Raw genomic sequence first — 25121 nt, forward strand, 5'->3', positions numbered from 1 at the left:
CGTGAGACATCCGTCCACGATGTCGTGAGACACGTGTGACCGATGTCCTGAACCAGCACACTGTCAGCCCGACCAGCCGTGGGGCCCGGATCCGCATCGGATCCGGGCCTCATGCCATTTCGGTTTCGCCGCCCGGACGCGTGGCAGACTCCCCGCATGTCCGATCGGGAGCCCGGCCAGGACCGGCCGTCGCTGGAGCTGCCCTCGCTCGGGGGCTGGCGGCACCGTCGGCGCGAGCAGCGCGCCGCGCGGGCCGCGCGGCCGTCCGGTAGTGGGTCCGGGTCGGTCCCGCCGGCGGCGACCGAGCCGGAGCCGCCGCCCAACGTCACGCCGGACCGCCGTGAGCAGCCGACCATCGTGCTTCCCGAGGCCGCTGCCCCGACCGATGCCGAGACCGCGCCGGGCAGCCGCAGGCTCCCGATCCGGGCCCGCCGATCCGGCGGACCGGTCGTCGTCGTGCTCGTGGGCGCCGTGGTCGGCCTCGCGGTCGTCGGACTGACCTGGGCGTCGCTGCGCACCTGCGAGCAGGTGCGGGGCACGAGCAGCTGCGGGACGGCCGGCTACCCGCTGCTCGTCCTCGTCCTCGCCCTCGCCGTGGTCGTCGGCGGCGTGCTGCTCCGGCTGGCCCGGGTCTCCGACCCGGTGAGCACCAGCATCCTCGGCGTCGGCCTGGCGTCGGTGGTCGCGCTGCTGTTCCTGGTCGACAGCCTGGACGAGCCCGCGATGGTCGTCGTCATCCCGGTGATCGCCGCGCTGACCTTCGCCGCCTCCCACTGGGTCACCACGACCTTCGTCGAGCCGGGCGAGCGCTGACCCGCCCGAAACTTTCGGGCGGGTCAGCGCGACGCGGCGATCAGCTCCGCGATCTGCACGGTGTTGAGCGCGGCGCCCTTGCGCAGGTTGTCTCCCGCGACGAAGAGGGCCAGCCCGCGGTCGTCGTCGACGCCCGGGTCCTGACGCAGCCGGCCGACATACGACGGGTCCCGGCCCGCCGCCTGCAGCGGCGTCGGGATGTCGGCGAGCTCCACGCCCGGCGCGGAGGCGAGCAGCTCCCGCGCGCGGTCGACCGGCATCGAACGCGCGAACTCGGCGTTGATCGCGAGCGAGTGGCCCGTGAAGACCGGCACCCGCACGCAGATGCCCGACACCTTCAGGTCCGGGATCCCGAGGATCTTCCGCGACTCGTTGCGGAGCTTCTGCTCCTCGTCGGTCTCGTGGAGGCCGTCGTCGACGATTGAGCCCGCCATCGGGAGCACGTTGTAGGCGATCGTCCGCGCGTACTTCTCCGGCTCGGGGAACACGACGGCCTCGCCGTCGTAGGCCAGCTCGCGCGCCTTGTCGCCCACGGCCGCGACCTGGGTCGCGAGCTCCTCGACGCCGGCGACGCCGGAGCCGGAGACGGCCTGGTACGTCGACGCGATGAGCCGCACCAGCCCCGCCTCGTCGTGCAGCGCCTTGAGCACGGGCATCGCCGCCATCGTGGTGCAGTTGGGGTTGGCGATGATGCCGCGCCCCGCGGCGATCACGCCCGCGGCCGCCTCCGGGTTGACCTCCGAGACCACGAGCGGGATGTCCGGGTCCTTGCGGAACGCGCTGGAGTTGTCGACGACGATGACACCCGCCTCGACGAACTTCGGCGCGAGCGCCCGCGAGGTCGTGGCACCGGCGGAGAACAGCGCGATGTCGAGCCCGGACGGGTCGGCCGTGGAGGCGTCCTCCACCACGATCTCGCGTCCGGCGAACGGCAGCACCGTGCCCGCCGAGCGGGCCGAGGCGAAGAAGCGGACCTGGTCGACCGGGAAGGCGCGCTCCTCGAGGATCTGGCGCATCGCGACGCCCACCTGGCCGGTGGCGCCGACGACTCCGATGTTGATGCCCATGGCCCTACCTCCCGGTCCCGCCGTAGACGACCGCCTCGACCTCGGTCGAGTCGAGGTCGAACGCCGTGTGGGTGGCGCGCACCGCCTCGTCGACCTGCGCCTCGTCGACGATCACGGAGATCCGGATCTCGGAGGTGGAGATCATCTCGATGTTCACCCCGGCCGAGGCGAGCGAGGCGAAGAACTTCGCGGTGATGCCCGGGTGCGAGCGCATCCCGGCCCCGATCAGCGAGACCTTGCCGATCTGGTCGTCGTACAGGAGCTTGTCGTAGCCGACCTCGTCCTGGATCCGCGCGAGAGCGCCCATGGCGGTCTGGCCGTCGGACCGGGGCAGCGTGAAGGAGATGTCGGTGAGGCCGGTGGCGGCGGCGGAGACGTTCTGCACCACCATGTCGATGTTGACCTCGGTCGCCGAGAGCGCCTCGAAGATCCTGGCGGCCTCGCCGACCTTGTCGGGCACGCCGACGACGGTGATCTTGGCCTCGCTGCGGTCGTGGGCCACGCCCGCGATGATCGCCTGCTCCATCTCTTCGTCTCCTGCCAGGCTGTCCGGGATGACCCAGGTGCCCTCCTTCTGGGAGAAGGACGAACGCACGTGGATCGGGATGTCGTAGCGGCGGGCGTACTCGACGCACCGCAGGTGGAGGATCTTGGCACCCGACGCCGCCATCTCCAGCATCTCCTCGGTGCGCACGCGACCGAGCTTGCGGGCCGCGGGCACGATCCGCGGGTCGGCGGTGAAGACGCCGTCGACGTCGGTGTAGATCTCGCACACCTCGGCCCCGAGCGCGGCCGCCAGCGCGACCGCCGTCGTGTCGGTGCCCCCACGGCCGAGGGTCGTGATCTCCTTGGTGTCCTGCGAGACCCCCTGGAAACCGGCGACGATCACGATGTGGCCCTCGGCGATCGCCGACTCGATCCGGCCCGGGGTGACGTCGATGATCTTCGCCTTGCCGTGCACCGAGTCGGTGATCACGCCGGCCTGCGAGCCCGTGAACGACCGGGCGCTGTAGCCGAGGTCGGAGATCGCCATGGCGACCAGGGCCATCGAGATCCGCTCGCCGGCGGTCAGCAGCATGTCGAGCTCGCGGGCGGGAGGCGCCGGACTGACCGCCTGGGCCTTCTCGATGAGGTCGTCGGTCGTGTCACCCATGGCAGAGACGGCGATCACGACGTCGTGGCCGGCCTTCTTGGCGTCGACGATGCGGCGTGCGACGCGCTTGATGGCCGCCGGGTCGGCAACCGACGACCCGCCGTACTTCTGCACGACAATGCCCACGATGCGGTCCTAGCTGGGAGGGGGAAGGTCCGCGGGCGATTCTATCGAGCGCCGGACTCCCGCGAGTCCAGCATCTCATCGGCGACGGCGAGCCGCTCCTCCTCCTCGACGGGGAGGTCGGCGTCGAGCCGGTCGTGGGCGACGACCGAGAGCAGCGCGTTGAGCGCGGCACCGGCGAGGTTGCCCCACGACGAGACGTAGGAGAACTGCCACCACCACAGTGCCTCGGACACGTTGCCGAGCCGGTAGTGGCGCAGCCCGTTCTCGAGGTCGGTGGCGATGCTGGTCAGGTCGTCGGAGAGCTGGCTCTCGACGACCTCCGGCACGTAGGGGTCGAAGACGAAGGAGTAGGTGTCGACGCCGCCGAGCATCTCGGCGAGCGCGAGCCGCATCTCGTCGAGGTCGGGCTCGGGGCCGACGTCGGGCTGGTACTCGGCGATCGGCGTGAAGTCCCGCTGCGCACCCAACCGGGCGCCGGCGAGCAGCACCTGACTGATCTCGAGCAGCAGCAGCGAGATCGCGCGCCCGCCGTCCGCCTGGCCCGCGATCGCGCGCAGCGCCAGCAGGAAGCTCTCGACCTGGTCGGCGATCTGGCCCGCGAACTCCCGGGTCTCGGGGTCGAGGGTCAGCTCGGTCTGGCGGTCAGTCATCTGCGGATCGTCTCCCTGCAAACGCTCGTCCGAGGGTCACTTCGTCGGCGTACTCGAGGTCGCCGCCCACCGGCAGTCCACTCGCCAAACGCGTCACGCGCAACCCGAGGGGCTTCAGCATGCGCGTGAGGTACGTCGCCGTCGCCTCGCCCTCGAGGTTGGGATCGGTCGCGAGGATGACCTCGGTGAGGTTGCCGTCGGAGAGCCGCACCATCAGCTCACGGATGCGCAGCTGGTCGGGTCCGATGCCGTCGATGGGCGAGATCGCGCCGCCGAGCACGTGGTAGCGGCCCCGGAACTCGCGGGTGCGCTCGATCGCGACCACGTCCTTGTACTCCTCGACCACGCACAGCACCGCGGGGTCGCGGCGCGGGTCCCGGCAGATCCGGCACTGCTCGTCCTCGGAGACGTTGAAGCAGGTGCTGCAGAACTTCACCTTCGCCTTGACCTCGATGAGCACGTCGGCGAGTCGCCGCACGTCGGTCGGGTCGGCCTGCAGCAGGTGGAACGCGATGCGCTGGGCGCTCTTCGGACCGACGCCCGGCAGTCGGCCGAGCTCGTCGATCAGGTCCTGGACGATGCCTTCGTACAACGCGGCCTCTAGAACCCGAGCTGGCCCGGAGCACCGCCGGGCTGGCCACCGCCGGGCAGGTCACCGCCGGGCAGGCCGCCCGCGAGCGGGCCGAGGGCCTCCCCGGCCAGCGCGTCGGCGTTCGCCTTGGCGTCGCGGTAGGCCGCGACGATCATGTCGCCGAGGTCGGAGAGGTCGTCGGGGTCGCTCCCGTCGAAGCCACCGGCCTTGACCTCGACGCCGACGAGCTCGCCGACGCCGTTGACCTTGACGGTCACCGCGCCGCCGGCGACGGTGCCGTCGACGACCGTCTCCTGCAGCCGCTCCTGGGCGCTCTGGAGCTGCTCCTGCATCTGCTGCGCCTGCTGGAGCAGCGCGTTCATGTCGAATCCGCCGCCGCCCAGGGCGTCGAAGGGGTTCTGGCTCATGAGTTGCCTCTCGTCACTGGTGGCGGATCTCCTCGATCGGCTGGGCGCCGAGCTCGCGCTGGAGCAGCTCGGTGGCGCTCAGGCCTTGATGGTCGGCATCGAGGTCGTCGGGATGGGCGTCGGCGTCGGCGGAGGCCCAGTCGGGGCCGGACTGCTCACGCTGGTGGTCGGCCCCACGGGTCTGCTGGATCGCCTCGCGCGCCGCGGCGCTGGCGCCGGGACCCACCTGCTCGGGGTCGCCGGCCGGAGGCGTCTGCTCCGCGACGGGCGCGGGCTGGGGAGGCGGCGCCGCGGGCTCGACGACGGCGGACCGGGTCACCGTCGGCGTCCCCTCGGCGCGGGCACCCGGGTCGACGATCGTCTCGATCCTCCACTCCGCGCCCACCACGTCGATCGCGGCCTGGCGCAGCACGTCGTCGCACCCGGCGCTGACGAAGGAGTCGCGGGCTCCCGCGTTGGAGAACCCCAGCGTGAGGGTGGCGCCGTCGACGGCGACGACCTGGCAGTTCTGGGTGAGGTGCATCCAGGCCAGGCGGCGGCGCAGCTTGGTGGCGTCGACGATGTCGGGCCAGAGGCGGCGGACGTCGACGAGCGCCAGGCCGCTCGAGGTGGCCGGTGCAGGCGTCGGCTCGGGCGTCGGCTCGGGCGTCGGCTCGGGTGCGGCAGTCTCGGATGCGGCAGGCTCGACGGATGGTTCCCGAGGAGCCGGGGCACGAGGCGACTCGGCGGCCTCGGCCACCGGTTGCGGCTCCGGATCGGGCGCCGGCTCGGGCGCCGGCTCGGGCTCCGGGCGGGCCGCCGCCGGGTCGGGTGCCGCCGGCCGATCGGCGGGTGGCGCGGGGCGGTCCTGGGCCGGCGCGGCGGGCGCGGGCACGGTCGGGGTCGGTGCTCCCCCGCTGATCGCCATCCGCTTCTCGATGCGGTCGAGCCGCGCCAGCACGCCGTCGGTCGCGTCGTCGGCGCCCGGCAGCAGCACGCGGGCACAGAGCAGCTCGAGCAGCAGCCGCGGCGCCGTCGCACCGCGCATCTCGGTGAGCCCGGACGCGACGATGTCGGCGGCGCGGGTGAGCTCGGCGGGGCCGAACCGGGCCGCTTGGGCCACCAGCCGCTCCCCCTGGTCCTCGGACACGTCGATCAGGCCCGTCGCGGGCGCGTCCGGCACCGCGGAGACGATCACCAGGTCACGCAGCCGGCGCAGCAGGTCCTCGGTGAACCGGCGGGGGTCCTGCCCGGTCTCGATCACCCGGTCCACGACGCCGAAGACGGATGCGCCGTCCCCGGCCGCGAACGCGTCGACGACGTCGTCGAGCAGCGTGTCGGGGGTGTAGCCGAGCAGTCCGGTGGTGAGCTCGTAGGTGACCCCTGTGGTGCCGGCACCACCGAGCAGCTGGTCGAGCACCGAGAGGGTGTCGCGGGCGGACCCGCCGCCGGCGCGCACCACCAGCGGCAGTGCGGCGGCGTCGATGCCGACGCCCTCCTTGTCGCACAGCTCCGAGAGGTACGACGAGAGCAGCCGCGGCGGGATCAGCCGGAACGGGTAGTGGTGGGTGCGCGACCGGATCGTCGGCAGCACCTTGTCGGGCTCGGTCGTGGCGAAGATGAAGCGCAGGTGCGGCGGCGGCTCCTCGACCAGCTTGAGCAGGGCGTTGAAGCCCTGCGTGGTCACCATGTGGGCCTCGTCGATGATGTAGACCTTGTAGCGGCTCTTCACCGGCGCGAAGAACGCCTTCTCACGCAGGTCGCGGGCGTCGTCGACGCCGCCGTGGGAGGCCGCGTCGATCTCGATGACGTCGATCGAGCCGGGTCCGCCTCGGGCCAGGTCGCGGCAGCTCTCGCACTCCCCGCACGGGTCGGCCACCGGCGCCTGCTCGCAGTTGAGCGCGCGGGCCAGGATGCGCGCGCTGGTCGTCTTGCCGCAGCCGCGCGGCCCCGAGAACAGATAGGCGTGGTTGACCCGGTTGTTCGCCAGCGCGGCCCGCAACGGCTCGGTCACGTGGTCCTGGCCGATGACCTCGGCGAAGGACTCGGGCCGGTAGCGGCGGTACAGGGCGAGGGGGGACTCCACGCATGAACCCTAACCAGCGGCACCGACAGCCGGTAGCGGGGCGGCGTGGTGGTGCGCCCCCGTCTTGGCCCGCCTCCGCCGCCTCACCTAGACTCGGGGCAACCCCCCGTGTGGCGGCATCTCGCCCAACTCCCCCAGGGCCGGAAGGCAGCAAGGGCAAGTGAGCTCTGCCGGGTGCGCGGGGGGCCTTTTCATGCCCGGATCTCCATGCCCGGATCGTCCCCGGCAGTCGATTTCGCGGCGCCGTACGCCGCCCGGTACCCTCCTCGACGGAGGTATCGCCTAGTGGCCTATGGCGCTCGCTTGGAAAGCGGGTTGGGTTAACGCCCTCGGGGGTTCGAATCCCCCTACCTCCGCCAGCGACGTCGACCCGCCCGAAACTTTCGGGCGGGTCAGCGTCGACGACGGGCGAGCACCGGTCGCAGCAGCAGGGCGATCACCAGCAGGCCGCCGCCGATCAGGCCCCACCACACCGCGTCGTCCCGCAGGTCGGCGAGCACGTCGGGCTCCGGCTCCGGGACGGGTGCCCGGGCCTGCGGCGCGTCGCGCACCACGGTCCGCTCGACCGTGCCGTCGGCGGCCGGCGCGAGAGGCCGCGTGAGCGCCTCGTAGGGCTGCACCACCCCGGCCCCGGTCAGCGGCGTCGGGTCGTCGGTCGTGCCGTTGGCCGTGTTGACCAGGCGCGCGACGACCTGACGCGGCCCGTCGTCGGGGTGGCGCCGCCACAGCAGCGCGAGCACCCCGGCCACCTCGCCCGCCGCCGCCGCGGTCGAGGTGGGCTGCACCAGGCAGGTGCCACCGTTGAGGCCGTAGGACACGGCGTCGTACGACGGCGCCGCGACGACCGTCCGGGAGTTCTTGAGGACGTTCGCGAACGCGCCCTCGGGATCTCCGGAGGAGTTGACGGCGACGACGCCGGGATAGCCAGCCGGGAAGAGCACCGGCCCGGCGTCCTCGGTGCGGGCGCTCGGGTCGGTGGCGTCGGTGGCGAAGTCGGTCGCGAGCTCGGTGCCGTCCTCGGGCCGGTCGCCGCTGGCCGCGACCAGCACCACGCCCGCCTGCTGCACGATCTCGACCGCATGCTTGAGCCCGCCGTTCTTGCGCACCGCGAACGGCACCACGGCGACCTTGATGTCGAGCTCGTCGGCCCGGTCGGCGACCCAGCGCAGGCCGTCGGAGAGGTGCGGCGCGGACGGACGCGCGGAGTCCTCGTCCGAAGCGCCGTCGCGGTAGACCCGGACGTCGACGATCTCGGCGTCGGGGGCGAACCCGACCGGCTGCCCGTCCGGCCGGTCGGCACCGGCCACCAGGCCGGCCACCTCGGTGCCGAGCGGGTCCTCGATCTCGCCCGCCGCCCCGCCCCGCACCTCGGTCGCGTGCACCGGAACGGCGCCGCCGAGCACGCCCGGCCCGAGCACCGCGACGCGCACCGGCGTCCCCGACAGCGGGGACGTCGCGCGCGCCACCTCCTGGGCGGCGGCGATCCCGAGGTCGCGGTAGGGCGCGCTCGGGCGACCGGTGTGGCCGGGCGCGACCGACGAGTCGACGCCGAGGCAGACGTTGTCGACGGCGTACGCCGGGGGCGCCACGGTCAGCGAGGCTCCCGCCACCGCCACGAGCGCCGCGGCGACCCTCAGGCGCATGCGGGCTCGTCCCGCTCACTGGGCGGCGAGAGGGCGGCGTCGCGGGAGAGGTTGACCCCGCAGTCGAAGAGCTCCACCCAGGTGTCCGGGACGACGACCGTGGCGTGGTCGCCGTAGCCGAGCGCGTCGGCGGCGCCGTCGCCCACGAGCGGGTTGGCGCGGCCCTTGGCGTCGATGAAGAACGGCGCGCCCTGCTCGGGATCGGTCCAGCCTCCGGAGAGCACGTAGGCCCCGCGGCCCGCGGCGACCACCGGCTCCTTCTCGCCGGCCGGCAGCCCCGCAGCGCCGGAGGCGTCACCCGGGTGGCGCAGCTGCACCGTCGGGGTCTTTCCGGGCTCGGTCTCCAGCTGGGCGCAGGGCTCGTCGATCGCCTCGTCGGGCAGGAGGTCCGGCCAGGCGGCCTCCTCGAGCAAGTCGTCGCCGCGCGGGACCCGCGGCGCCGCGTCGACGGTCACCGGCGCGATCACCCGGTCGTCGGGAGCGACCAGGTTGCTGTACGCCGCCGCCTCGAACTCGGTGAGCTCGACCGGCCCGCTCTCGGTGAGCAGCAGCTGCTGGTCGCCGGCCGCGAGCAGATCGCCCACCCGGTGGTCCCCGATCACCCCGGCGTCGTCGTCCGCGGCGTACGCCGGTGTCGACCCGTAGCCGGTGATCCCGAAGCTCTCCCAGTCCAGAGGCGCACCGACCGGGAAGAGGTTGATCCAGTCGCGGCTGACGGGGATCGCGTTGCCGGTGGTCTGGAGGTTCAGCGCGGACAGCAGGTTGTCGGTCTGGTTGCCCTGCGGCACGACCGGGAGCAGCACCGCGCCGACGGCGCCGGCGGCGGGTTCGTCGACGCCGTCGCGGGGCAGCACCACGAAGAGGTCGTCCCCGTTGGTGACCGTCACGCCCTGCGCCGGGGCGGGAAGCACGTCGGGCTGCTCGGCGACCTGCACCCGGACGCCGGCGCCGGCCGCCGTGCAGGCCGTCCAGCCGCTGTCGATGAGCAGGCCGGGCGTCGGCACGCTCGCCGGGGCACCGAAGATGCCGATGTCGTCGCCGATCCGCTGCTCGTCGATGGTCTCCTGCTCGACCAGCATCGGCTCGGCGTCGCCGCCCAGGATCAGCTTCGCGCTGGTCGAGTTGATGACCGGACGCAGCTCGGGGTCGTCGCTGTCGTCGACGATGACGTACGCCGCGCCGGTGTCCTTCGAGATGATGAGGCCCTGTTGCTTCCAGTCGGTGGGCGCGGTCGGCGAGAAGACCCCGGTGATCGCGGCGCCGGCCGCGAGCAGCACCGCGAGCGCGAGCCCGCCGACGAGCGAGCGGCCGGGCCGCGCCGGCTCGACCTCGCGCCCGCCCGGTGCGCCGGAGACGAACGCGGTGACCAGGCGGCGGCGGCTGAACGAATAGGCCTCGACGAGGTCCTTCTTGGTGGCCATGTCGGTCGGCTCAGCTGCGGATCGCGGAGAACAGGCCGACGGCGACGACGAGCAGCGGCAGCAGCGCCAGCAGCCCGACGCTCTCGGCGACGTCGCCGAGGCGGCCGCGTCGCACCGACGGGGTGGCCGGCAGCAGCGTGACCGCGAGGAGGAGCGCGCCGCTCGCCGCCAGCAGCACCGCGACGGTGGGACGCCAGTCCGGCTGCAGCCAGAGGGCGGCGACGGACGTCGACAGCAGGCCGAGGATCCCGGAGACCAGGCCGACGAGGACCTCGGGTCCGGTGCGGTACTGCCGGGTGCGCAGCATCACCACCGCGCAGCAGACGACGGCCAGGATCGCGCCGGCGACGCCGAGCGAGACGGCCAGCGGGGCGATCAGCACCAGCAGCAGGCCGACGGTCGCCGTGACCGCCACCAGGATCTCGTGGGCGACGCGCGCGTCGGCGCCGACCCGGGCCGCGTCGACCGGGCGCGGCTCCGCGGTGATGTCGGCGACGCTGTAGAGCTGGTCGACCGAGGTGCCGGTGGCGCCGAGCGCCAGCCAGGGGAAGACGCTGCCCGCGACCACCACGAGCACGAGGGCGACGCTCAGCACCACCGCGGGCTCGACGTCCGCGACGTCGAGCAGCAGCCCGTCGATGAGGAAGACCGCGCCCGCGACGACCGGCGGCAGCACGAGCGTCCGGCCGGCGCCGAGCCCGAGCAGGCAGATCAGCCCGGCTCCCATCGCCGCGGCGGCGCCGGCCATCACGGGTGGGCCGAAGAACGGCTCGTCGGTCACGAGCATCAGGCCCGCGACGGCGGCGTACAGGGTGCCGGTCCACGCCACGGCGACGGCCGCCTCCGGCTCGCGCTGGGCGCGCGAGAGCACGATCGCCCCGGTCACCAGGGCGGCGGCGACCACCGCCGCGGCCACGCCGGCGAGCAGCGAGCCGCGCTGGATCAGCAGCGCCACGGCGCCGAGCGCCATCAGCAGGCCGGCCGCGCACAGGGCGGTACGGCGACCCGCGGCGGGCTCCCACGGCTTGAGATCCTGCTCGACGACGTCGGTCATCGCCTCGACCACGTCGTCGTAGACCCGCGGCGGCTCGTCGTCGACGCCGGCCGCGACCGTGAGCAGGCCGCCGTCCTCGATGCCCTGGCTGACCAGGCCGGCGTCGGGCGCGAGCTCGCGGCCCTCGGGGGTGACGAGGCGGTAGCCGCCGTAGACGGAGCCGGCGTCGAGCAGACCGACGCCGCGGGCCAGCTCGGGGACCAGCTCGGCGACCGGGACGGCGCCGGGCAGCACCAGGTCGACCCGTCGGGTGCCGGACGCGACCGTGACGCGCACCAGCCCCGGGCTGCTCACCGGTGCCTGGTTCATCGCCCTCCGACTCCTCCCGTGTCCAGCGATCCTCGTTCAGCCGTGCTCACCTGTCGGGAGAGGGGCCGGCGCAGCGCGCCGACCCCTCTCCTGACGTGTGCCTCGCGTGCCTCACATGTCGAACGAGGCGGCGCCGCGTGCGTCGGCCGCCTTGTACTCGGCGTTCGACGTGTGCACGGTCGTGCTGGTGTCCTGCAGCAGGGTCTTCATCTCCTGCATCGCGGTGTCCCACTTGGACTTGGCGACGATGTAGGCCTGCTGGGCGTTACCGGTCCAGTCGCTGCGCAGGGGGGCCAGCTCGGACTCGAGCTGGTTGAGCCGGTCGTCGATCTTCTTCACGGCGTCGGCCAGGTCCTGGGCCGCCGTGTCGAGGCCGGCGTGGTTGACGCGGAGTCCGTCGAGAGCCATCTCAGTCACTTCCTTCGTTCCGGTTCCGGTCAGCCGAGACGGCCGGTCAGCTTGCTGTAGTTGGCGGACTGGGACTGGTCGGTGTTGACGTTGTCCTTCTCCGTCGAGGTCAGCGACGCCTCGAAGTCGTTGAGCGCCCTGGTGATCACCCGCTGCTTCTCGTTCCACGCCTGGTGGAGCGCGAAGAAGGCGTTGCCACCGGCACCGGCCCACTTGCCCTGGATGCCGGCGATCTGCCCCTCCAGGTTCTTGCTGAGGCTGTCGAAGTCCTGCTTGGCCGTGGCCACGAGCCCGGCCGCCTTGGTGAGTGTGCCCTCACCCTGTCCCATCTCTGCTGCGCCCGACATGACGCCAACTCCTTCCCCCGATGGCGGCGTCGACGCCGCTCGAGACCGATGCGATTCCGGTTAGTCAGCCCGGTCCGTTCCGAGCCGGACAGGCCCCGATTACCCGGGGCCCCCTCCCCTAAACCTGAATCCACAGATGGCCGTCCGGAACTCGGGCTCCGGATCGGCGTCAGTTCGCCAGCTCCCACAGGCTCGCGAGCTCCCACAGCTCGCGGAACCAGCCGGCCGACACGACGACCGAGGCGACGACGAGCGCGCCGCACCAGCCCTCGGCGACCTCCGCACGGCGTGCCCACCACGCCGACCTCCAGCCACGGCCGGTGGCCACCGCCACGACGACGAGGACGACACCGAGCAGGACCGCGGAGACGGCCAGCGCCAGGACCGCGCCGTCACCCATGATCGGCAGCACCCCCGCGAGCAGGGCGAGCCAGCAGCCGAGGCCGGCGACCCGCAGCAGCGCACGGGCGCCGCGGTGACGGTAGCTGCGCGCGGCGAGCAGCAGTCCCGCGCCCGCCAGGCCGACCAGGCAGCGCGCGCCGATCCGGTCTACCCGCAGGGTCGCGGTGGTCAGCAGGAGCGGGGCGGCGACGAGGGCGACCACCGCCACCGCGGCGGTCGCGGCCGTCAGCAGCCGGGCCCCCTCAGTGGCGACGGCGGTCACGGCGGCGCGGCGTACGACCGAGCGGCCGCGCTTGCCGCCCGTCCGCTCGCGCGCCGACCAGGCGGTGACGGCGAGCCGCTCGAGGTCGAGGAGGTACTGGTCGGGCACGTCGATCACCAGGCCCGGTACGACGCGCGCAGCCAGCACGGCGAGCACCAGCAGGAGCGACCACGTCAGCCGTGGGGGTGCGCCCGCCAGCGTGCACAGGCCGGTGAGCCCGAAGACCACCGCGCCCACTGTGATCCACACCTGCAGGGGCTCGTCGGCGTGGCGACCGAGGGCGCGGGCCGTCGCCGCGGCGAGCGCGGCCACCAACGCCACCAGTCCGAGCACCATCGGCAGGCGCGCGGGATGTGGGTCCCACACCACCGCGAGCGCCGCCGCCGCGGCGAACGCCGGCGCGGCCACCACCCGCTGCGCGGCGTGCCGACCCACGGGCACGGCCCCGACCAAGGCCCCGGCGACCAGCACGAGCACGACCGCGAACCGGAGGCGTTCGTCGTCGACCGTGGCCGCCGCCCAGCCGGAGGCCACGGCACCGAGCGCGGCGACGGCGGCCACGACCCCACCGACTCCGCCGCGCTGACCGGGCGCCGGCGCGCTCCGGGCGGCGGACCGGCCGGCCGGGACGACGTCGGTGGTGGCGACCAGCACGTCCCCGGCGCGTACGCCGGCCTGTGGCAGCGGTGCGTCGGGCGGCAGCACGACACCGATCCGGCTGCACAGCACGGGGACCGTGGGCAGCCCGACCCGGCGCGCGTACTCAGCGGCCACGTCGACCGCCGAGGCGCCGGCGGGCACGACGAGGTCGAGCACCCCGACCGGGCCGTGCACGCTCAGCGCCAGGTCGGCGGTCGCGCTAGTGGTCATCGCTGGAAGTTCCTCGGGGATGGCCCGTGCTCCGGGTGCGTGCATCGCAAGGCGGCGGAGCGAAGGCAGACTGGGTCGTCTTTCGAGCGACGCCAACGCAGCGAGGTGCGTGCCCGGGGTGCGGGACACCCGAAGAACTTCCGGTGGTGGCCACTAGTCACCTCGTCCTCACCCTCCTGCACCCATACTCGTCGCTCGGACTGCTCTTCCCCCGAGAACCGATGCGTCAACCACGCGCGAGCGGGGTAGTTGTCCGGCCGGATGCCGGACCAGCCCGGCCCAGCACTGGAGGGGGACGCGTTGACGACGACGCTGCGCGGCACGCGCCTGGACGAGCCGGAGATGCCGTCCGGCCAGCTCGTGCTCCAGTCGCCGCCGCAGATCGAGCCCAACGAGGGCGCGAGCGGCGTGCTCATGAACGCCATCCCGATGCTCGGCAGCCTCGGCTCGATCGTGCTGGTGGCGACGATGGGCCGGGCCAGCGGCGGCCGCGGGTTCATCGCGGCGGGCATGTTCCTCTTCGCGACCCTGGGCTTCATCATCGTCCAGCTCGACCGGCAGCGGAAGCAGCGCACCCAGCAGGTGACCGGCTCGCGCACGGAGTACCTGCGCTACCTCGCCAACGTCCGCAAGCTCGCCCGCGACGCGGCCGCCCAGCAGCGGCGCGCGCTGACCTGGCACCACCCCGAGCCGGCCTCGCTGCCCGCGCTCGCCGAGGAGCGGTCGCGGCTGTGGGAGCACGCGAGCGCCGACCCCGACTTCCTCCAGGTGCGGTACGGCGTGTGCGCCCAGCCGCTCGCGCTCGAGCTCGTGCCGCCGGAGAGCACGCCGATCGACCAGGTCGACCCGGCCGCCGCGTCGGCGCTGCACCGGCTGCTCGTGGTGCACCGGCTCCAACCGGACCTGCCGGCGTCGATCGACCTCCGCGCGTTCGACCGCATCGAGGTGTGCGGCCCCGAGGAGCCGGCGCGCTCGCTCGCCCGGTCGCTCATCTGCTCGGCCACGGCGTTCCACGCGCCCGAGCACCTCGCGGTCGCCGTGCTCGCGTCGGAGCCGAACCTCGCCCACTGGGACTGGATCAAGTGGCTGCCCCACGCCCAGAGCAGTCGGCAGTCCGACGCCGTCGGTCCGATGCGGATGGTCTCGACCTCGCTGGCCGACCTCGCCGGGCTGCTGCCCGCCGACCTGCCGGACCGGCCGCGGTTCGGGGCCGACGAGCGGCCCGCCAGCCCCCACCTGCTACTGATCATCGACGGGGGAGAGCTGCCGCCGGGCAACCACGTCGTACCTCCCGACGGCCTGCACGGCGTCACGCTCGTCGACCTGCCCGCGCGCTGGGACGAGCTCGAGGACCCGACCCGGCTGCGGGTGCAGTTCGACGACGAGGCCGCCCCCGACGCCCGGGGCCGCCACGCCATCCTCGCGCTGCGGCTGCGCGAGGAGCCGATCCGGGCGCGCGCCGACGCGTGCCCGCTGGCGACCGCCGAGGCGTTCGCGCGGCGGCTGACCCCGCTGCACACGGTCGCCGCCGGGGTCGTGGAGTCGAGCGGGGAGATCGCCGCGCCGAGCGACTTCATGGAGCTCCTCGCGCTCGGCGACGTCCACTCTTTCGACCCGGGGAGGGCCTGGCGGCCCCGGCCGGCGCGCGACCGGCTGCGGGTGCCGATCGGGCTCGGCGAGGGCAGCGCGCTGGTCCACCTCGACATCAAGGAGTCCGCCCAGCAGGGCATGGGCCCCCACGGTCTGGTGATCGGCGCGACCGGCTCCGGCAAGTCGGAGTTCCTGCGCACGCTCGTCCTCGGGCTGGCGATGACCCACTCCCCCGAGCAGCTCAACATGGTGCTCGTCGACTTCAAGGGCGGCGCGACCTTCGCCGGGATGTCCGACATGCCGCACGTCTCCGCGGTGATCACCAACCTCGCCCAGGAGCTCACGCTCGTCGACCGCATGCAGGACGCCCTGTCGGGGGAGATGGTGCGCCGCCAGGAGCTGCTCCGCGAGGCGGGCAACTTCGCGTCGGTGCGGGACTACGAGAAGGCGCGCGCGTCCGGCGACGACCTGCCGCCCCTGCCGTCGCTCTTCATCGTCGTCGACGAGTTCTCCGAGATGCTGTCGGCCAAGCCGGAGTTCATCGACCTCTTCGTCGCCATCGGCCGCCTCGGCCGCTCGCTCGGGCTGCACCTGCTGCTCGCCTCGCAGCGCCTCGAGGAGGGACGACTGCGCGGACTGGAGTCGCACCTCTCCTACCGGGTCGGCCTGCGCACCTTCAGCGCGACCGAGTCGCGCGCCGTGCTGGGCGTCCCCGACGCCTACGAGCTGCCGCCGGACCCCGGCCTCGGCTACCTCAAGCCCGACCCGACGACGATGATGCGCTTCAAGGCGGCGTACGTCTCCGGCCCGCCCAGCACGAAGGTCCACCACGTCCGGCGCGACGAGGGCGGCCACGTGCGCGGCATCCTGCCGTTCACGATCTCGGAGGTGCAGAGCCTGGAGATCGCCGAGCCCGAGCCGGAGCCGATCCCCGCGAAGCCGGCTCCGGAGGACGGCGAGTCGCTCTTCGCGGTCGCCGTGCGCCACATGGTCGGGCACGGGCCGGAGGCCCACCAGGTCTGGCTGCCGCCGCTGGATGCCCCGGACACGCTCGACCAGCTCATGGGCGACCTTGCGCCCACCGGCCGGCACGGACTGGTCTCCGACCAGTGGCGTCGGCTCGGCGGCCTCGTCGTACCGCTCGGCACCGTCGACCGCCCCCGCGAGCAGCGGCGCGACACCCTCACCGTCGACCTCTCCGGCGCCGGGGGGCACGCCGCCGTCGTCGGCGGGCCGCGCAGCGGCAAGAGCACGCTGCTGCGCACGATCGTCACCAGCCTGTCGCTGACGACGACGCCGCTGGAGTCGCAGTTCTACGTGCTCGACTTCGGCGGCGGCACGTTCGCGCCGTTCGCGAACCTGCCGCACGTCGCCGGAGTCGGCACCCGCGCGGAGCCCGACGTCGTACGCCGGATCATCGCCGAGGTGCGCGGCATCGTCGATCGCCGCGAGGCCCACTTCCGCGCCCACACCATCGACTCGATCGAGACCTACCGCTCCCGGCGCGCGGCAGGCCGCACCGACGACGGCTACGGCGACGTCTTCCTCGTCGTCGACGGGTGGAGCACGCTGCGTGCCGACTTCGACGACCTCGAGGCCGAGATCCAGCAGCTCGCGACCCGCGGCCTGACCTACGGGCTGCACCTCGTCGTCGGGGCCGCCCGGTGGGCCGACTTCCGCGCGGCGATGCGCGACCTCTTCGGCACCCGGCTCGAGCTGCGACTCGGCGACCCGATGGACTCCGAGATCGACCGCAAGGTCGCCGCACTCGTGCCGACCGGTCGCCCCGGACGCGGCCTCGTGCAGGCCAAGCTGCACTTCCTGGCGGCACTGCCGCGCATCGACGGCGTGTCCGACGCCGACACGCTCGGGGACGGCGTCGAGGACCTGGTCAAGCAGGTCGGCTCGGCCTGGACCGGGCCGGCCGGTCCCAAGCTGCGGCTGCTGCCCGAGCAGATCTCGCTCGACGACGTGCGCGCCCAGGGGCAGGACCACACGCGCGGGCTCCTTCTCGGCGTCGCCGAGAAGGACCTCGGCCCGGTCGCGCTCGACGTGGAGGCCGAGCCCCACCTGCTCGTCTTCGGCGACGGTCGGTCCGGCAAGAGCAGCGTGCTTCGGGCGTACGCCGCCGAGGTGATGCGCACCCGCACCCCCCAGGACGCCCAGCTGGTCGTCGTCGACTACCGGCGCTCCCTGCTCGGCGAGATCCCCGACGAGTACCTCCTCAACTACCTCACGTCCGCTACCCAGGCCCAGCCCGCCCTGCGCGACCTCGCGGCGTACCTCGAGGGCCGGCTGCCCGGCCCCGACGTCACTCCCGAGCAGCTGCGCAACCGCTCGTGGTGGACCGGCGCGGAGGTCTTCGTGCTCGTCGACGACTACGACCTGGTCGCGACCCAGCAGGGCTCGCCGCTGCACGCGCTGGTGCCGCTGCTGCCGCAGGCCCGCGACGTCGGGCTCCACCTGGTCGTCGCGCGTCGGTCCGGTGGCGCCTCGCGCGCCCTCTACGAGCCGGTCGTCCAGTCGCTCCGGGATCTCGCCATGCCCGGCCTGCTGCTCTCGGGCAGCCCCGACGAGGGTCCGCTGCTCGGCAACCAGAAGCCGCTGCCGGCCCCGCCCGGCCGCGGCCGGCTCGTCACCCGTGACCGCGGGGTCGAGGTCGTGCAGATGGCCTGGCGGGAGCCGTCGCTGTAGGGGGACTCACACGTGGGTGTGCTCCCCCGGCCCCTTCACCTTCGTGCCCGGCAGGTCGGCGAGGTCGTAGGTGATCTCGAAGGTGCGCCGGTAGCCGGTGTGGGAGACGCGCCAGCCGTCGGACGTGCGCTGGTAGCGGTCGGAGTAGAAGGCCGCGCCCTCGAGCATGAACCGGAAGGCGGGGACGATCACCTTGTCCTGCAGGTACCACCGCGCCGAGGCGGTGTCGCCGTCGACGTCGATCTCCGGGTGGTGCACCTGGTGCATGGTCAGCATGCCGTCGCCGAGGTTGTCGCGCATGTAGGTCACCAGCGCGTCCCGGTCGTCGAAGACCAGCCCGTTGTAGTCGCCGGTCGCCTCGGGCAGGAAGCAGGCGGCGAAGCCGTCCCAGTCCTTGGTGTCCAGGGTGCGCAGGTAGCGGTACTTCAGCTGGCTGATCGCGGTGATGTCGTCCACGAGAACCAGAACGTATTCCACTTCGGGCCGCAGCGGCACCCCGGGAACGTGTGACCTCGGCGTAACCCGGCGTCAACCTCCCGGCGATCTGAACGATCCAATCTGGTGCCGGCCGGTCGTTCCACCCACCGACGACCGCCACCGAGTCGACCACCACTCCCGACCAGGAGGCAGCAATGGACCAGCACTCCCGCACCGACCGCGACACCGTCTTCGAGCAGCGCACGACGCTGCGCCTTCGGCACGCGGCCGCACTGACGTCGCTCCTCGAGGAGCGCACCGACCTGCGCGGCGTGCACGCGCTCGCCGACCACTTCGACGACGCCGTCCGCTGGTCGGCCTGAGTCCGTCGTACGGCGTCACGCACGCCGCGTCCCACGACGACGCCGGCCCCCTGAGCCCGGATCGGGGCTCAGCCTGCATTCACCGATTGTCGGCGTCGCGAGCGTCACCAGGCGGGTGCGATGGCAAGGCGTCCGTCGCGAAGGCATACCGGGCGTCTTCCGAGCGGCGGCAACGAAGCCAGCGTGCCCGAATGGTGGCGCGCAGCAGGCGAGAATCGGTGAATGCAGGCTCAGGGGCCGTCGTTATAGTCGCGGCGTGATCTTCAAGCGCGTCGGCGTCGGACGGCCGTACCCGGACCACGGGCTCTCCGCCCGGGCCTGGGCCGACGTGCCGCCGCGTCAGGTGCGCCTCGACCAGCTGGTCACGACGAAGGACACCCTGCAGCTGGCCGCCCTGCTCGACGAGGACTCCACGTTCTACGGCGACCTGTTCGCCCACGTCGTCGAGTGGCAGGGCGAGTACTACCTCGAGGACGGGCTGCACCGCGCGTTGCGCGCGGCACTGCAGCAGCGCCACGTCCTCCATGCCCGCGTGCACGCCCTGGAGGGCTGATGGTGGACGCGGCCCGGACGACGATGACCCTGGCGGTCCTCGGCGCCCTGGTCCTCCTCGCCGCCGTCTGGGGCTGGAACGCGGCGACCGAGCCGCTGCCGGCCAAGGTCGACAGCGCGGTCTGCGTGGACACCGCGGTCGAGGCCGGGTCGCAGCTCTACCCGCAGCAGGTCACGGTCAGCATCTACAACGGCGGCCGCCGCGACGGCCTGGCCGGCCGCACGATGCGGCTCTTCGTCGACGCGGGCTTCGCCGAGGGCACGTCGGGCAACGCGGCGTCGGCGAAGGTGCGCAAGGTCGCGATCTGGACCACCGAGCCCGAGAGCCCGGCGGTGCAGCTGGTCGCGGGCTACCTGCCCGACGACGCCGAGATCGAGCGGCGCGACGGCATCGGCGCCGGCATCACGATCGTCGTCGGCGACGACTACACCACCACGCGGCTCGCCAAGGGGGAGAAGTCGGTGGCCGTCGAGTCGGACACCGAGGTCTGCAGCCCGCCCGTGGGCTGAGCTCACCGCGTCGTACGTCGTCCGCGGTCGCCGAGCCACTGGGCCAGCCGCCCGTGGTCACTGACCTGACGCAGCCGCTCCTCGGTCTGCTCGCGCAGCTTGCGCGGCGTGACGACCAGCAGGTCGTCACCGTGGCGGAGCACGGTCCGGCGCTCGGGCACGAGCGTCTGATCCTCGCGGATCACCATCGACACCGAGGCTCCGGTCGGCAGCCGGAGCTCGCCGACCTCGACCCCGTGCATCTTCGAGACCGGGCTGATCGTCACCTGGAGCAGGTCGGCCGCGATCCGCTCCAGCGGCGCCGCCTCCACGTCGAGACCGCGCGGCTCGGATCGACGCGAGACCTTGAGCACGCGGGCCACCAGGGGCAGCGTGGGCCCGGTGAGGACCGTGTAGATCACGACCATCACGAAGACGATGTCGAAGAGCCTCGCCGCGTCGTCGACGCCCTCGGCCAGCGGGATCGTCATCAGGACGATCGGTACCGCGCCGCGCAGGCCGGCCCACGAGATGAACGCCAGCTCGCGCCGCGGCAGCGGCTGGACCACCGAGCTGACCAGCACCGAGACCGGCCGCGCCACCAGCGTCAGGATCAGGCCGGCCAGCACCGCGATGCCCACGGTCTCCGGGGTGATCCGCCCCGGCGACAGCAGCAGCCCGAGCATCACGAACAGCCCGATCTGGGCCAGCCACGCCACGCCCTCCGCGAACGAGCGGGTCGCCGCCCGGTGGGGCAGCTCCATGTTGCCGAGCACGAGCGCTCCGATGTACACCGCGGCGAAGCCGGAGGCGTGCACGAACGACGAGACGCCGTAGCCCAGGAACGCCAGCGTCAGCACGGCGAGCGGGTAGAGGCCCGAGGACGGCAGCGCCGCGCGCCGCATCACCCAGGCGCCGCCGAACCCGGCGGCGAGGCCGATCGCGGTGCCGGCGGCCAGCTCGTAGCCGATGATCCCGAACATGCCGAGCACGCCGTGCTCGTCGGCGCCGCCGGTCGACACGAGGGTCACCAGGACGACGGTCGGGGCGTCGTTGAGACCCGACTCGGCCTCGAGCGAGCCGGTGAGCTTCTTCGGCAGCGGCACCACCCGGAGCACCGAGAACACGGCCGCGGCGTCGGTGGGCGAGGTGACCGCGCCCAGGATCACGGCGAGCTCCCACGGCAGTCCGAGCAGGTAGTGGGCGCCGAGCGCGACCAGGAGCACCGAGGTCGCGACCCCGACCGTCGCGAGCGAGACGCCGAGCCGGATCGAGGCGCGCATCTCCCGCCAGTTGGTGGTCAGACCACCCTCGGCGAGGATCACCGCGAGGGCCGCGAACCCGATCGCGTGCGCGAGCTCGGCGTCCTCGAACTCGATCCCGAGCCCGGACTCGCCGAGGGCGACGCCCATCAGGAGGTAGATCAGCAGGCTGGGGAGGCCGGCCTTCGAGGAGAGGCGCACGGCGAGGATCGCCAGGAGCGTGACGGCCGACCCGATCAGCACGAACGTGTCGAGGTCATGCACGTCGAACGACACGTGTCACCTCGGCGATCGTCGGGGCGGCGGGACCGCAGTCTATCGGTGCGCCGACGACACCTCGCACCCGATCTCGCGCCGGCCGGCCTCACGTGGTCGGGGTGTACCCGGGGCGCCCGGCGGTGTCCCACTCCTCCCAGAACGACGTGAACTCCTCGCCGAGGAACGGGTCGCCACCCGTCATCGCGATCCCGCCGCGGCGTACGGTCCAGTCCCATGGCGCGAGCTCCTGGGCCCGCGCGAGCTGCGCGAGTGCCCGGTCACCGCGGCCGGCCCGCTGGTGGTGCGCGGCGATCCGGCGGTGCGCGAGCGCGCGCTGCTCGTCGTCGGTGCGCCGCGGACCATCGGCGCCCGCGCTCTTCGGGAGCACGCCGTCGCGCACCCACGCGCGGAGCAGGTCGTGGTGCTGGTCGGCGCCGATCCTCGTGAACTCCACGAACTGGTCGTCGCCCGGCGCGATGGTCGGCGGCTTGACGATGCGGTCGTGCTCGTCGACCCAGACGACCGACGGCACGTTGGTGATGCCGTACCGCTCGGCGGTGACGTGCGCGGTGTCGACGGCGACGGGGTACGTCGGGGAGGCCGCCTCGATCCACGGCCGCGCGTGCTCGGGATCGGCGTCGAGCGCGACCGAGAAGAGCCGGAGACCCGCACCGGCGAGCTCGTCCTGGAGTCGCTGCCAGCCGCCGAGCTCGTGGCGGCAGCCGCACCACGACGCCCAGGTGACCAGCACCCGCTTGCTGCCGGAGAGGTCGTCGAAGGACACGGGGTCGCCGTCCACGTCGGGCAGCGTCAGCGACGGTGCGCGACCGTCGTCCGCTCGACGGTGTGTCTCTGCCGACGGCGCGATGGCGACGACGCTCTCCTCCTCGCCGGCGTCCCTGGCCAGCACGTAGCCGGCCCGCTCCGCCCACGCCTCGAGGTCGTCCGGCCCGGCCTGCGGGACACAGACGTCTCCCCAGCACAGGCCGACGTCCTTGGCCACGACCTCGTGCGCGCGACCGTCGGCGTCGATCAGGGTCAGCACGCGGCCAGCATCGCATGCAACTGGAACTTGTTCTAGATTTGGTCGCATGAGCGGCACCGCGATCCCCGACGTCCTTCCTGCCTCCGTGCTCGACGGGGCGCCGTCGTACGACGTGGTCGTCGTGGGCTTCGGCATCGCCGGCGGCTGCGCCGCGCTGGAGGCGGCGCGGGCCGGGGCGCGGGTGCTGCTGCTCGAGCGGGCGGCGGTGCACGGCGGCACGTCGTCGATGTCGGGCGGCCACTTCTACCTCGGCGGCGGCACCGCCGTGCAGCAGGCGACCGGCTGGGAGGATTCTCCGGACGAGATGTACGCCTACCTGGTCGCGGTCTCGAAGGACCCCGAGCACGAGAAGATCCGGGCCTACTGCGACGGGTCGGTGGAGCACTTCGGGTGGCTGGAGGCGCTGGGCTTCGAGTTCGAGCGCTCCTACTACCCCGAGAAGGCGGTGATCCAGCCCGGCACCGAGGGGCTGATGTTCACCGGCAACGAGAAGGTGTGGCCCTTTGCGCAGCAGGCGGTGCCCGCGCCCCGGGGCCACAAGGTGCCGGTCCCGGGCGACACCGAGGGCACGAAGATGGTGATGGACCTGCTGCGGGCGCGGGTCGAGGAGGCCGGCGTCGAGGTCCGCTACGAGACCGGCGCCACCAACCTGGTCGCCTCGTCCTCCGGGGCGGTGGTCGGGCTCGCGTGGCGCTCCTTCGACACCACCGGCGTGCTCGCCGCCTCGGCCGTCGTCGTCGCCGCGGGGGGCTTCGTGATGAACCGCGACATGGTCGCGGCGTACACGCCCGCGCTCGCCGAGAAGCCCTTCACGCTCGGCTCGACGTACGACGACGGGCTCGGCATCAGGCTCGGCGCCTCGGCCGGCGCGGAGCTCAAGTACATGGACGAGCCGTTCATCACCGCGCCGTTCTACCCGCCGTCCTCGCTGATGACCGGGTTCATCGTCAACAACCTCGGCGAGCGGTTCGTCGCCGAGGACTGCTACCACTCCCGGACCTCGCAGCTCGTGATGGAGCAGCCCGACCACGCGGCGTACCTCGTCGTCGACAGCGAGCACGTCGAGTACCCGAGGTTCCCGCTGGTGCCGCTGCTCGATGGCTTCGAGACGATCTCGGAGCTGGAGTCCTCGCTGGGCCTCCCGGCCGGGTCGGTCGCGACGACGCTGGAGCGCTACAACAAGATGGCGGCCGCCGGGGAGGACCTCGACCTCCACAAGGCACCCCAGTGGCTCGCCCCGCAGGACACCGGACCGTGGGCGGTCTTCGACCTCCGGCTCGGGCACGCGATGTACGCCGGATTCACCCTCGGCGGCATCCGGGTGTCGGTGGACGGCGAGGCGCTGCGTCCCGACGAGTCGATCATCCCCGGCCTGTACGCCGCCGGCGCCTGCGCGTCCAACATCGCCCAGGACGGCAAGGGCTACTGCTCCGGCACCCAACTCGGCGAGGGGTCGTTCTTCGGGCGACGGGCTGGGCGACACGCGGCGTCGGTTTCCCCGGCTCACCGGTGAAACTGTCACTGTTGGGCCGAAGTTTCGGGGCAGAACGTCAGGTTTCCCCGGTCCACCGGGGGTTCCTGCACCGCCGTACGCTCGCCCCATGACCGACCGCTTCCAGGTGGCCAGCCGGGCGAACGTGCCGCCGTTCCACGTGATGGACCTGCTGGCGGCGTCGGCGGCGCGGCAGCGCACCCACGGCGACCTGATCAACCTGCTCGCGGGCCAGCCGATGACCGGAGCGCCGGCGCCGGTGCGCGAGGAGGCCAAGCGGCTGCTGGACTCCGGCGACCCGCTCGGCTACACGCCGGCGACGGGCATCCTGGAGCTCCGTGAGGCGATCGCCGCGCACCACCGGCGCACGTATGGCGTCGACGTCGATCCCGACGAGGTCGTGGTGACGACGGGCAGCAGCGGCGGCTTCCTGCTGGCCTTCCTCGCGGCGTTCGAGGTCGGGGACCGGGTGGCGATGGCGCGGCCCGGGTACCCCTGCTACCGCAACGTGCTCACCGCCCTCGGCTGCGAGGTGGTCGAGGTCCCGACCGGCCCGGAGACGCGTTTCCAGCCGACCGTCGAGCAGCTCGAGGCGCTGGACGGGATCAAGGGGCTGGTCGTCGCCAGCCCCGCCAACCCCACCGGCACGATGCTGCTGCCGAGCGAGCTGGCCGCCCTCGCGACGTACTGCGAGGAGCAGCGGGTCCAGCTGATCTCGGACGAGATCTACCACGGCATCGAGTACGCGCCCCTTGCGAACGGCGGAGCTCGACTCGCCCGCAGCGCCTGGGAGACCAGCCGCGAGGCGGTCGTCTTCGCGAGCTTCTCGAAGTACTTCTCGATGACGGGCTGGCGGATCGGCTGGATGCTGGTCCCCGACCGGCTGCGCCGCGCGGTCGACGTGCTCACCGGCAACTTCACGATCTGTCCGCCGGTGATCGCCCAGCGCGCCTGCCTCGCGGCCTTCGACCGGGCGTCGTACGCCGAGCTCGACGGACACGTCGCCCGCTACGCCGAGAACCGCCGCACCCTCCTCGACGGCCTGCCCAAGCTGGGCATCACCGAGCTGGCGCCGGCGGACGGCGCGTTCTACGCGTACGCCGACGTCGGGCACCTCACCGACGACACGATGGCGTTCGCCCACGACCTGCTGGACCGCACCGGGGTCGCGCTGGCTCCGGGGATCGACTTCGACACGATCGACGGTCCGCGGTTCGTGCGGATGAGCTTCGCCGGGCCCGGTGCAGAGGTCGAGCAGGCGCTGGAGCGGCTCTCCACAGCGCTCGACCGCTGAGGTTTCTCCACAACGACGCCGCGGCGACGCTCCCCTCCGACGACCCGACCGCCGGG

At 73.0% G+C, this 25121-nt stretch carries 22 protein-coding genes, 1 tRNA gene and 1 other RNA gene; 9 read left to right on the forward strand and 15 right to left on the reverse strand.

Annotation, left to right across the window (positions count from 1 at the left end):
* The first annotated feature begins 156 nt into the window (after nucleotides 1-156).
* Nucleotides 157-813, forward strand: a complete 657-nt coding sequence (locus PZ894_RS16820) for a hypothetical protein (RefSeq protein ID WP_275746555.1) — start codon at nucleotides 157-159, stop codon at nucleotides 811-813.
* A 23-nt stretch (nucleotides 814-836) separates the two neighbouring features.
* On the opposite strand, the gene PZ894_RS16825 is transcribed toward PZ894_RS16820, so the two are convergent.
* Genes PZ894_RS16825 through PZ894_RS16850 form a run of 6 tightly spaced genes read right to left on the reverse strand, consistent with a single transcriptional unit; the run spans nucleotide 837 to nucleotide 6873 of the window.
* Nucleotides 837-1880: an aspartate-semialdehyde dehydrogenase gene (locus PZ894_RS16825; RefSeq protein WP_275746557.1), complete on the reverse strand. Its 1044-nt coding sequence runs from the start codon at nucleotides 1878-1880 to the stop codon at nucleotides 837-839.
* Nucleotides 1881-1884: 4 nt separating this feature from the next.
* The gene (locus PZ894_RS16830; protein WP_275746559.1) at nucleotides 1885-3159 is read right to left on the reverse strand and encodes an aspartate kinase; all 1275 of its coding nucleotides are present in this window, start codon (nucleotides 3157-3159) and stop codon (nucleotides 1885-1887) included.
* 41 nt (nucleotides 3160-3200) lie between these two features.
* Nucleotides 3201-3809, reverse strand: a complete 609-nt coding sequence (locus tag PZ894_RS16835) for a DUF5063 domain-containing protein (RefSeq protein WP_275746560.1) — start codon at nucleotides 3807-3809, stop codon at nucleotides 3201-3203.
* A complete protein-coding gene (gene recR, locus PZ894_RS16840; protein WP_275746562.1) occupies nucleotides 3802-4401 on the reverse strand; it encodes a recombination mediator RecR in 600 nt (199 codons plus the stop codon). Before recR ends, PZ894_RS16835 begins: the two co-directional genes overlap by 8 nt.
* 8 nt (nucleotides 4402-4409) lie before the next feature.
* Nucleotides 4410-4808, reverse strand: coding sequence for a YbaB/EbfC family nucleoid-associated protein (locus PZ894_RS16845; protein WP_275746564.1), 399 nt, complete (start codon nucleotides 4806-4808; stop codon nucleotides 4410-4412).
* 13 nt (nucleotides 4809-4821) lie between these two features.
* Nucleotides 4822-6873, reverse strand: a complete 2052-nt coding sequence (locus PZ894_RS16850) for a DNA polymerase III subunit gamma and tau (protein WP_275746566.1) — start codon at nucleotides 6871-6873, stop codon at nucleotides 4822-4824.
* 100 nt (nucleotides 6874-6973) lie between these two features.
* On the opposite strand from PZ894_RS16850, the gene ffs reads away from it, so the two are divergent.
* Together ffs and PZ894_RS16860 are read left to right on the forward strand one after the other, a co-directional pair.
* Nucleotides 6974-7064: signal recognition particle sRNA small type (gene ffs / locus PZ894_RS16855), an RNA gene on the forward strand.
* Nucleotides 7065-7144: 80 nt separating this feature from the next.
* Nucleotides 7145-7232 (forward strand) — tRNA-Ser (locus tag PZ894_RS16860).
* 33 nt (nucleotides 7233-7265) lie between these two features.
* Here PZ894_RS16860 and PZ894_RS16865 read toward each other — a convergent pair.
* From PZ894_RS16865 to PZ894_RS16890, 6 genes are all read right to left on the reverse strand, one after another.
* Complete coding sequence (locus tag PZ894_RS16865; RefSeq protein WP_275746568.1) at nucleotides 7266-8516, reverse strand: S8/S53 family peptidase; 1251 nt, start codon at nucleotides 8514-8516, stop codon at nucleotides 7266-7268.
* Nucleotides 8507-9937 (reverse strand): type VII secretion protein EccB, encoded by a 1431-nt coding sequence (gene eccB, locus PZ894_RS16870; RefSeq protein WP_275746570.1) that lies wholly within the window; start codon nucleotides 9935-9937, stop codon nucleotides 8507-8509. The genes PZ894_RS16865 and eccB overlap by 10 nt, the downstream gene beginning before the upstream one ends.
* Before the next feature lie 10 nt (nucleotides 9938-9947).
* Nucleotides 9948-11300 (reverse strand): type VII secretion integral membrane protein EccD, encoded by a 1353-nt coding sequence (gene eccD, locus PZ894_RS16875; protein ID WP_275746572.1) that lies wholly within the window; start codon nucleotides 11298-11300, stop codon nucleotides 9948-9950.
* Between the two features lie 111 nt (nucleotides 11301-11411).
* On the reverse strand, nucleotides 11412-11708 hold the full coding sequence (locus tag PZ894_RS16880; RefSeq protein ID WP_275746573.1) for a WXG100 family type VII secretion target: 297 nt from the start codon (nucleotides 11706-11708) through the stop codon (nucleotides 11412-11414).
* A gap of 29 nt (nucleotides 11709-11737) precedes the next feature.
* Nucleotides 11738-12055, reverse strand: coding sequence for a WXG100 family type VII secretion target (locus PZ894_RS16885; RefSeq protein ID WP_275746574.1), 318 nt, complete (start codon nucleotides 12053-12055; stop codon nucleotides 11738-11740).
* A 169-nt stretch (nucleotides 12056-12224) separates the two neighbouring features.
* Nucleotides 12225-13589, reverse strand: a complete 1365-nt coding sequence (locus PZ894_RS16890) for a hypothetical protein (protein ID WP_275746575.1) — start codon at nucleotides 13587-13589, stop codon at nucleotides 12225-12227.
* Between the two features lie 300 nt (nucleotides 13590-13889).
* Here PZ894_RS16890 and eccCa point away from each other — a divergent pair, with 300 nt between their 5' ends.
* Nucleotides 13890-17873, forward strand: coding sequence for a type VII secretion protein EccCa (eccCa, locus tag PZ894_RS16895; RefSeq protein ID WP_275746577.1), 3984 nt, complete (start codon nucleotides 13890-13892; stop codon nucleotides 17871-17873).
* Nucleotides 17874-17879: 6 nt separating this feature from the next.
* Here eccCa and PZ894_RS16900 read toward each other — a convergent pair whose 3' ends face one another.
* The gene (locus PZ894_RS16900) at nucleotides 17880-18329 is read right to left on the reverse strand and encodes a nuclear transport factor 2 family protein (RefSeq protein ID WP_275746578.1); all 450 of its coding nucleotides are present in this window, start codon (nucleotides 18327-18329) and stop codon (nucleotides 17880-17882) included.
* A gap of 176 nt (nucleotides 18330-18505) precedes the next feature.
* Here PZ894_RS16900 and PZ894_RS16905 point away from each other — a divergent pair, with 176 nt between their 5' ends.
* The 3 genes from PZ894_RS16905 to PZ894_RS16915 all read left to right on the forward strand — a co-directional run bounded on the left by PZ894_RS16905 (nucleotide 18506) and on the right by PZ894_RS16915 (nucleotide 19735).
* Nucleotides 18506-18673 (forward strand): hypothetical protein, encoded by a 168-nt coding sequence (locus PZ894_RS16905; protein WP_275746579.1) that lies wholly within the window; start codon nucleotides 18506-18508, stop codon nucleotides 18671-18673.
* A gap of 256 nt (nucleotides 18674-18929) precedes the next feature.
* Nucleotides 18930-19226, forward strand: coding sequence for a type II toxin-antitoxin system VapB family antitoxin (locus PZ894_RS16910; RefSeq protein WP_275746580.1), 297 nt, complete (start codon nucleotides 18930-18932; stop codon nucleotides 19224-19226).
* On the forward strand, nucleotides 19226-19735 hold the full coding sequence (locus PZ894_RS16915; RefSeq protein WP_275746581.1) for a LytR C-terminal domain-containing protein: 510 nt from the start codon (nucleotides 19226-19228) through the stop codon (nucleotides 19733-19735). Before PZ894_RS16910 ends, PZ894_RS16915 begins: the two co-directional genes overlap by 1 nt.
* 2 nt (nucleotides 19736-19737) lie before the next feature.
* On the opposite strand, the gene PZ894_RS16920 is transcribed toward PZ894_RS16915, so the two are convergent.
* Together PZ894_RS16920 and PZ894_RS16925 are read right to left on the reverse strand one after the other, a co-directional pair.
* Complete coding sequence (locus PZ894_RS16920; protein ID WP_275746583.1) at nucleotides 19738-21252, reverse strand: potassium/proton antiporter; 1515 nt, start codon at nucleotides 21250-21252, stop codon at nucleotides 19738-19740.
* Nucleotides 21253-21340: 88 nt separating this feature from the next.
* Entirely contained in the window at nucleotides 21341-22279 is a 939-nt protein-coding gene (locus tag PZ894_RS16925) for a TlpA disulfide reductase family protein (protein WP_275746585.1), read from the reverse strand.
* Between the two features lie 46 nt (nucleotides 22280-22325).
* Between PZ894_RS16925 and PZ894_RS16930 the strand changes: the two genes are divergently transcribed.
* Complete coding sequence (locus PZ894_RS16930) at nucleotides 22326-23792, forward strand: FAD-binding protein (RefSeq protein WP_275746586.1); 1467 nt, start codon at nucleotides 22326-22328, stop codon at nucleotides 23790-23792.
* 88 nt (nucleotides 23793-23880) lie between these two features.
* Entirely contained in the window at nucleotides 23881-25065 is a 1185-nt protein-coding gene (locus tag PZ894_RS16935; protein ID WP_275746588.1) for a pyridoxal phosphate-dependent aminotransferase, read from the forward strand.
* Nucleotides 25066-25121: the final 56 nt, after the last annotated feature.

The organism is Nocardioides sp. YIM 152315, from assembly GCF_029210375.1.
GTDB lineage: Bacteria > Actinomycetota > Actinomycetes > Propionibacteriales > Nocardioidaceae > Nocardioides.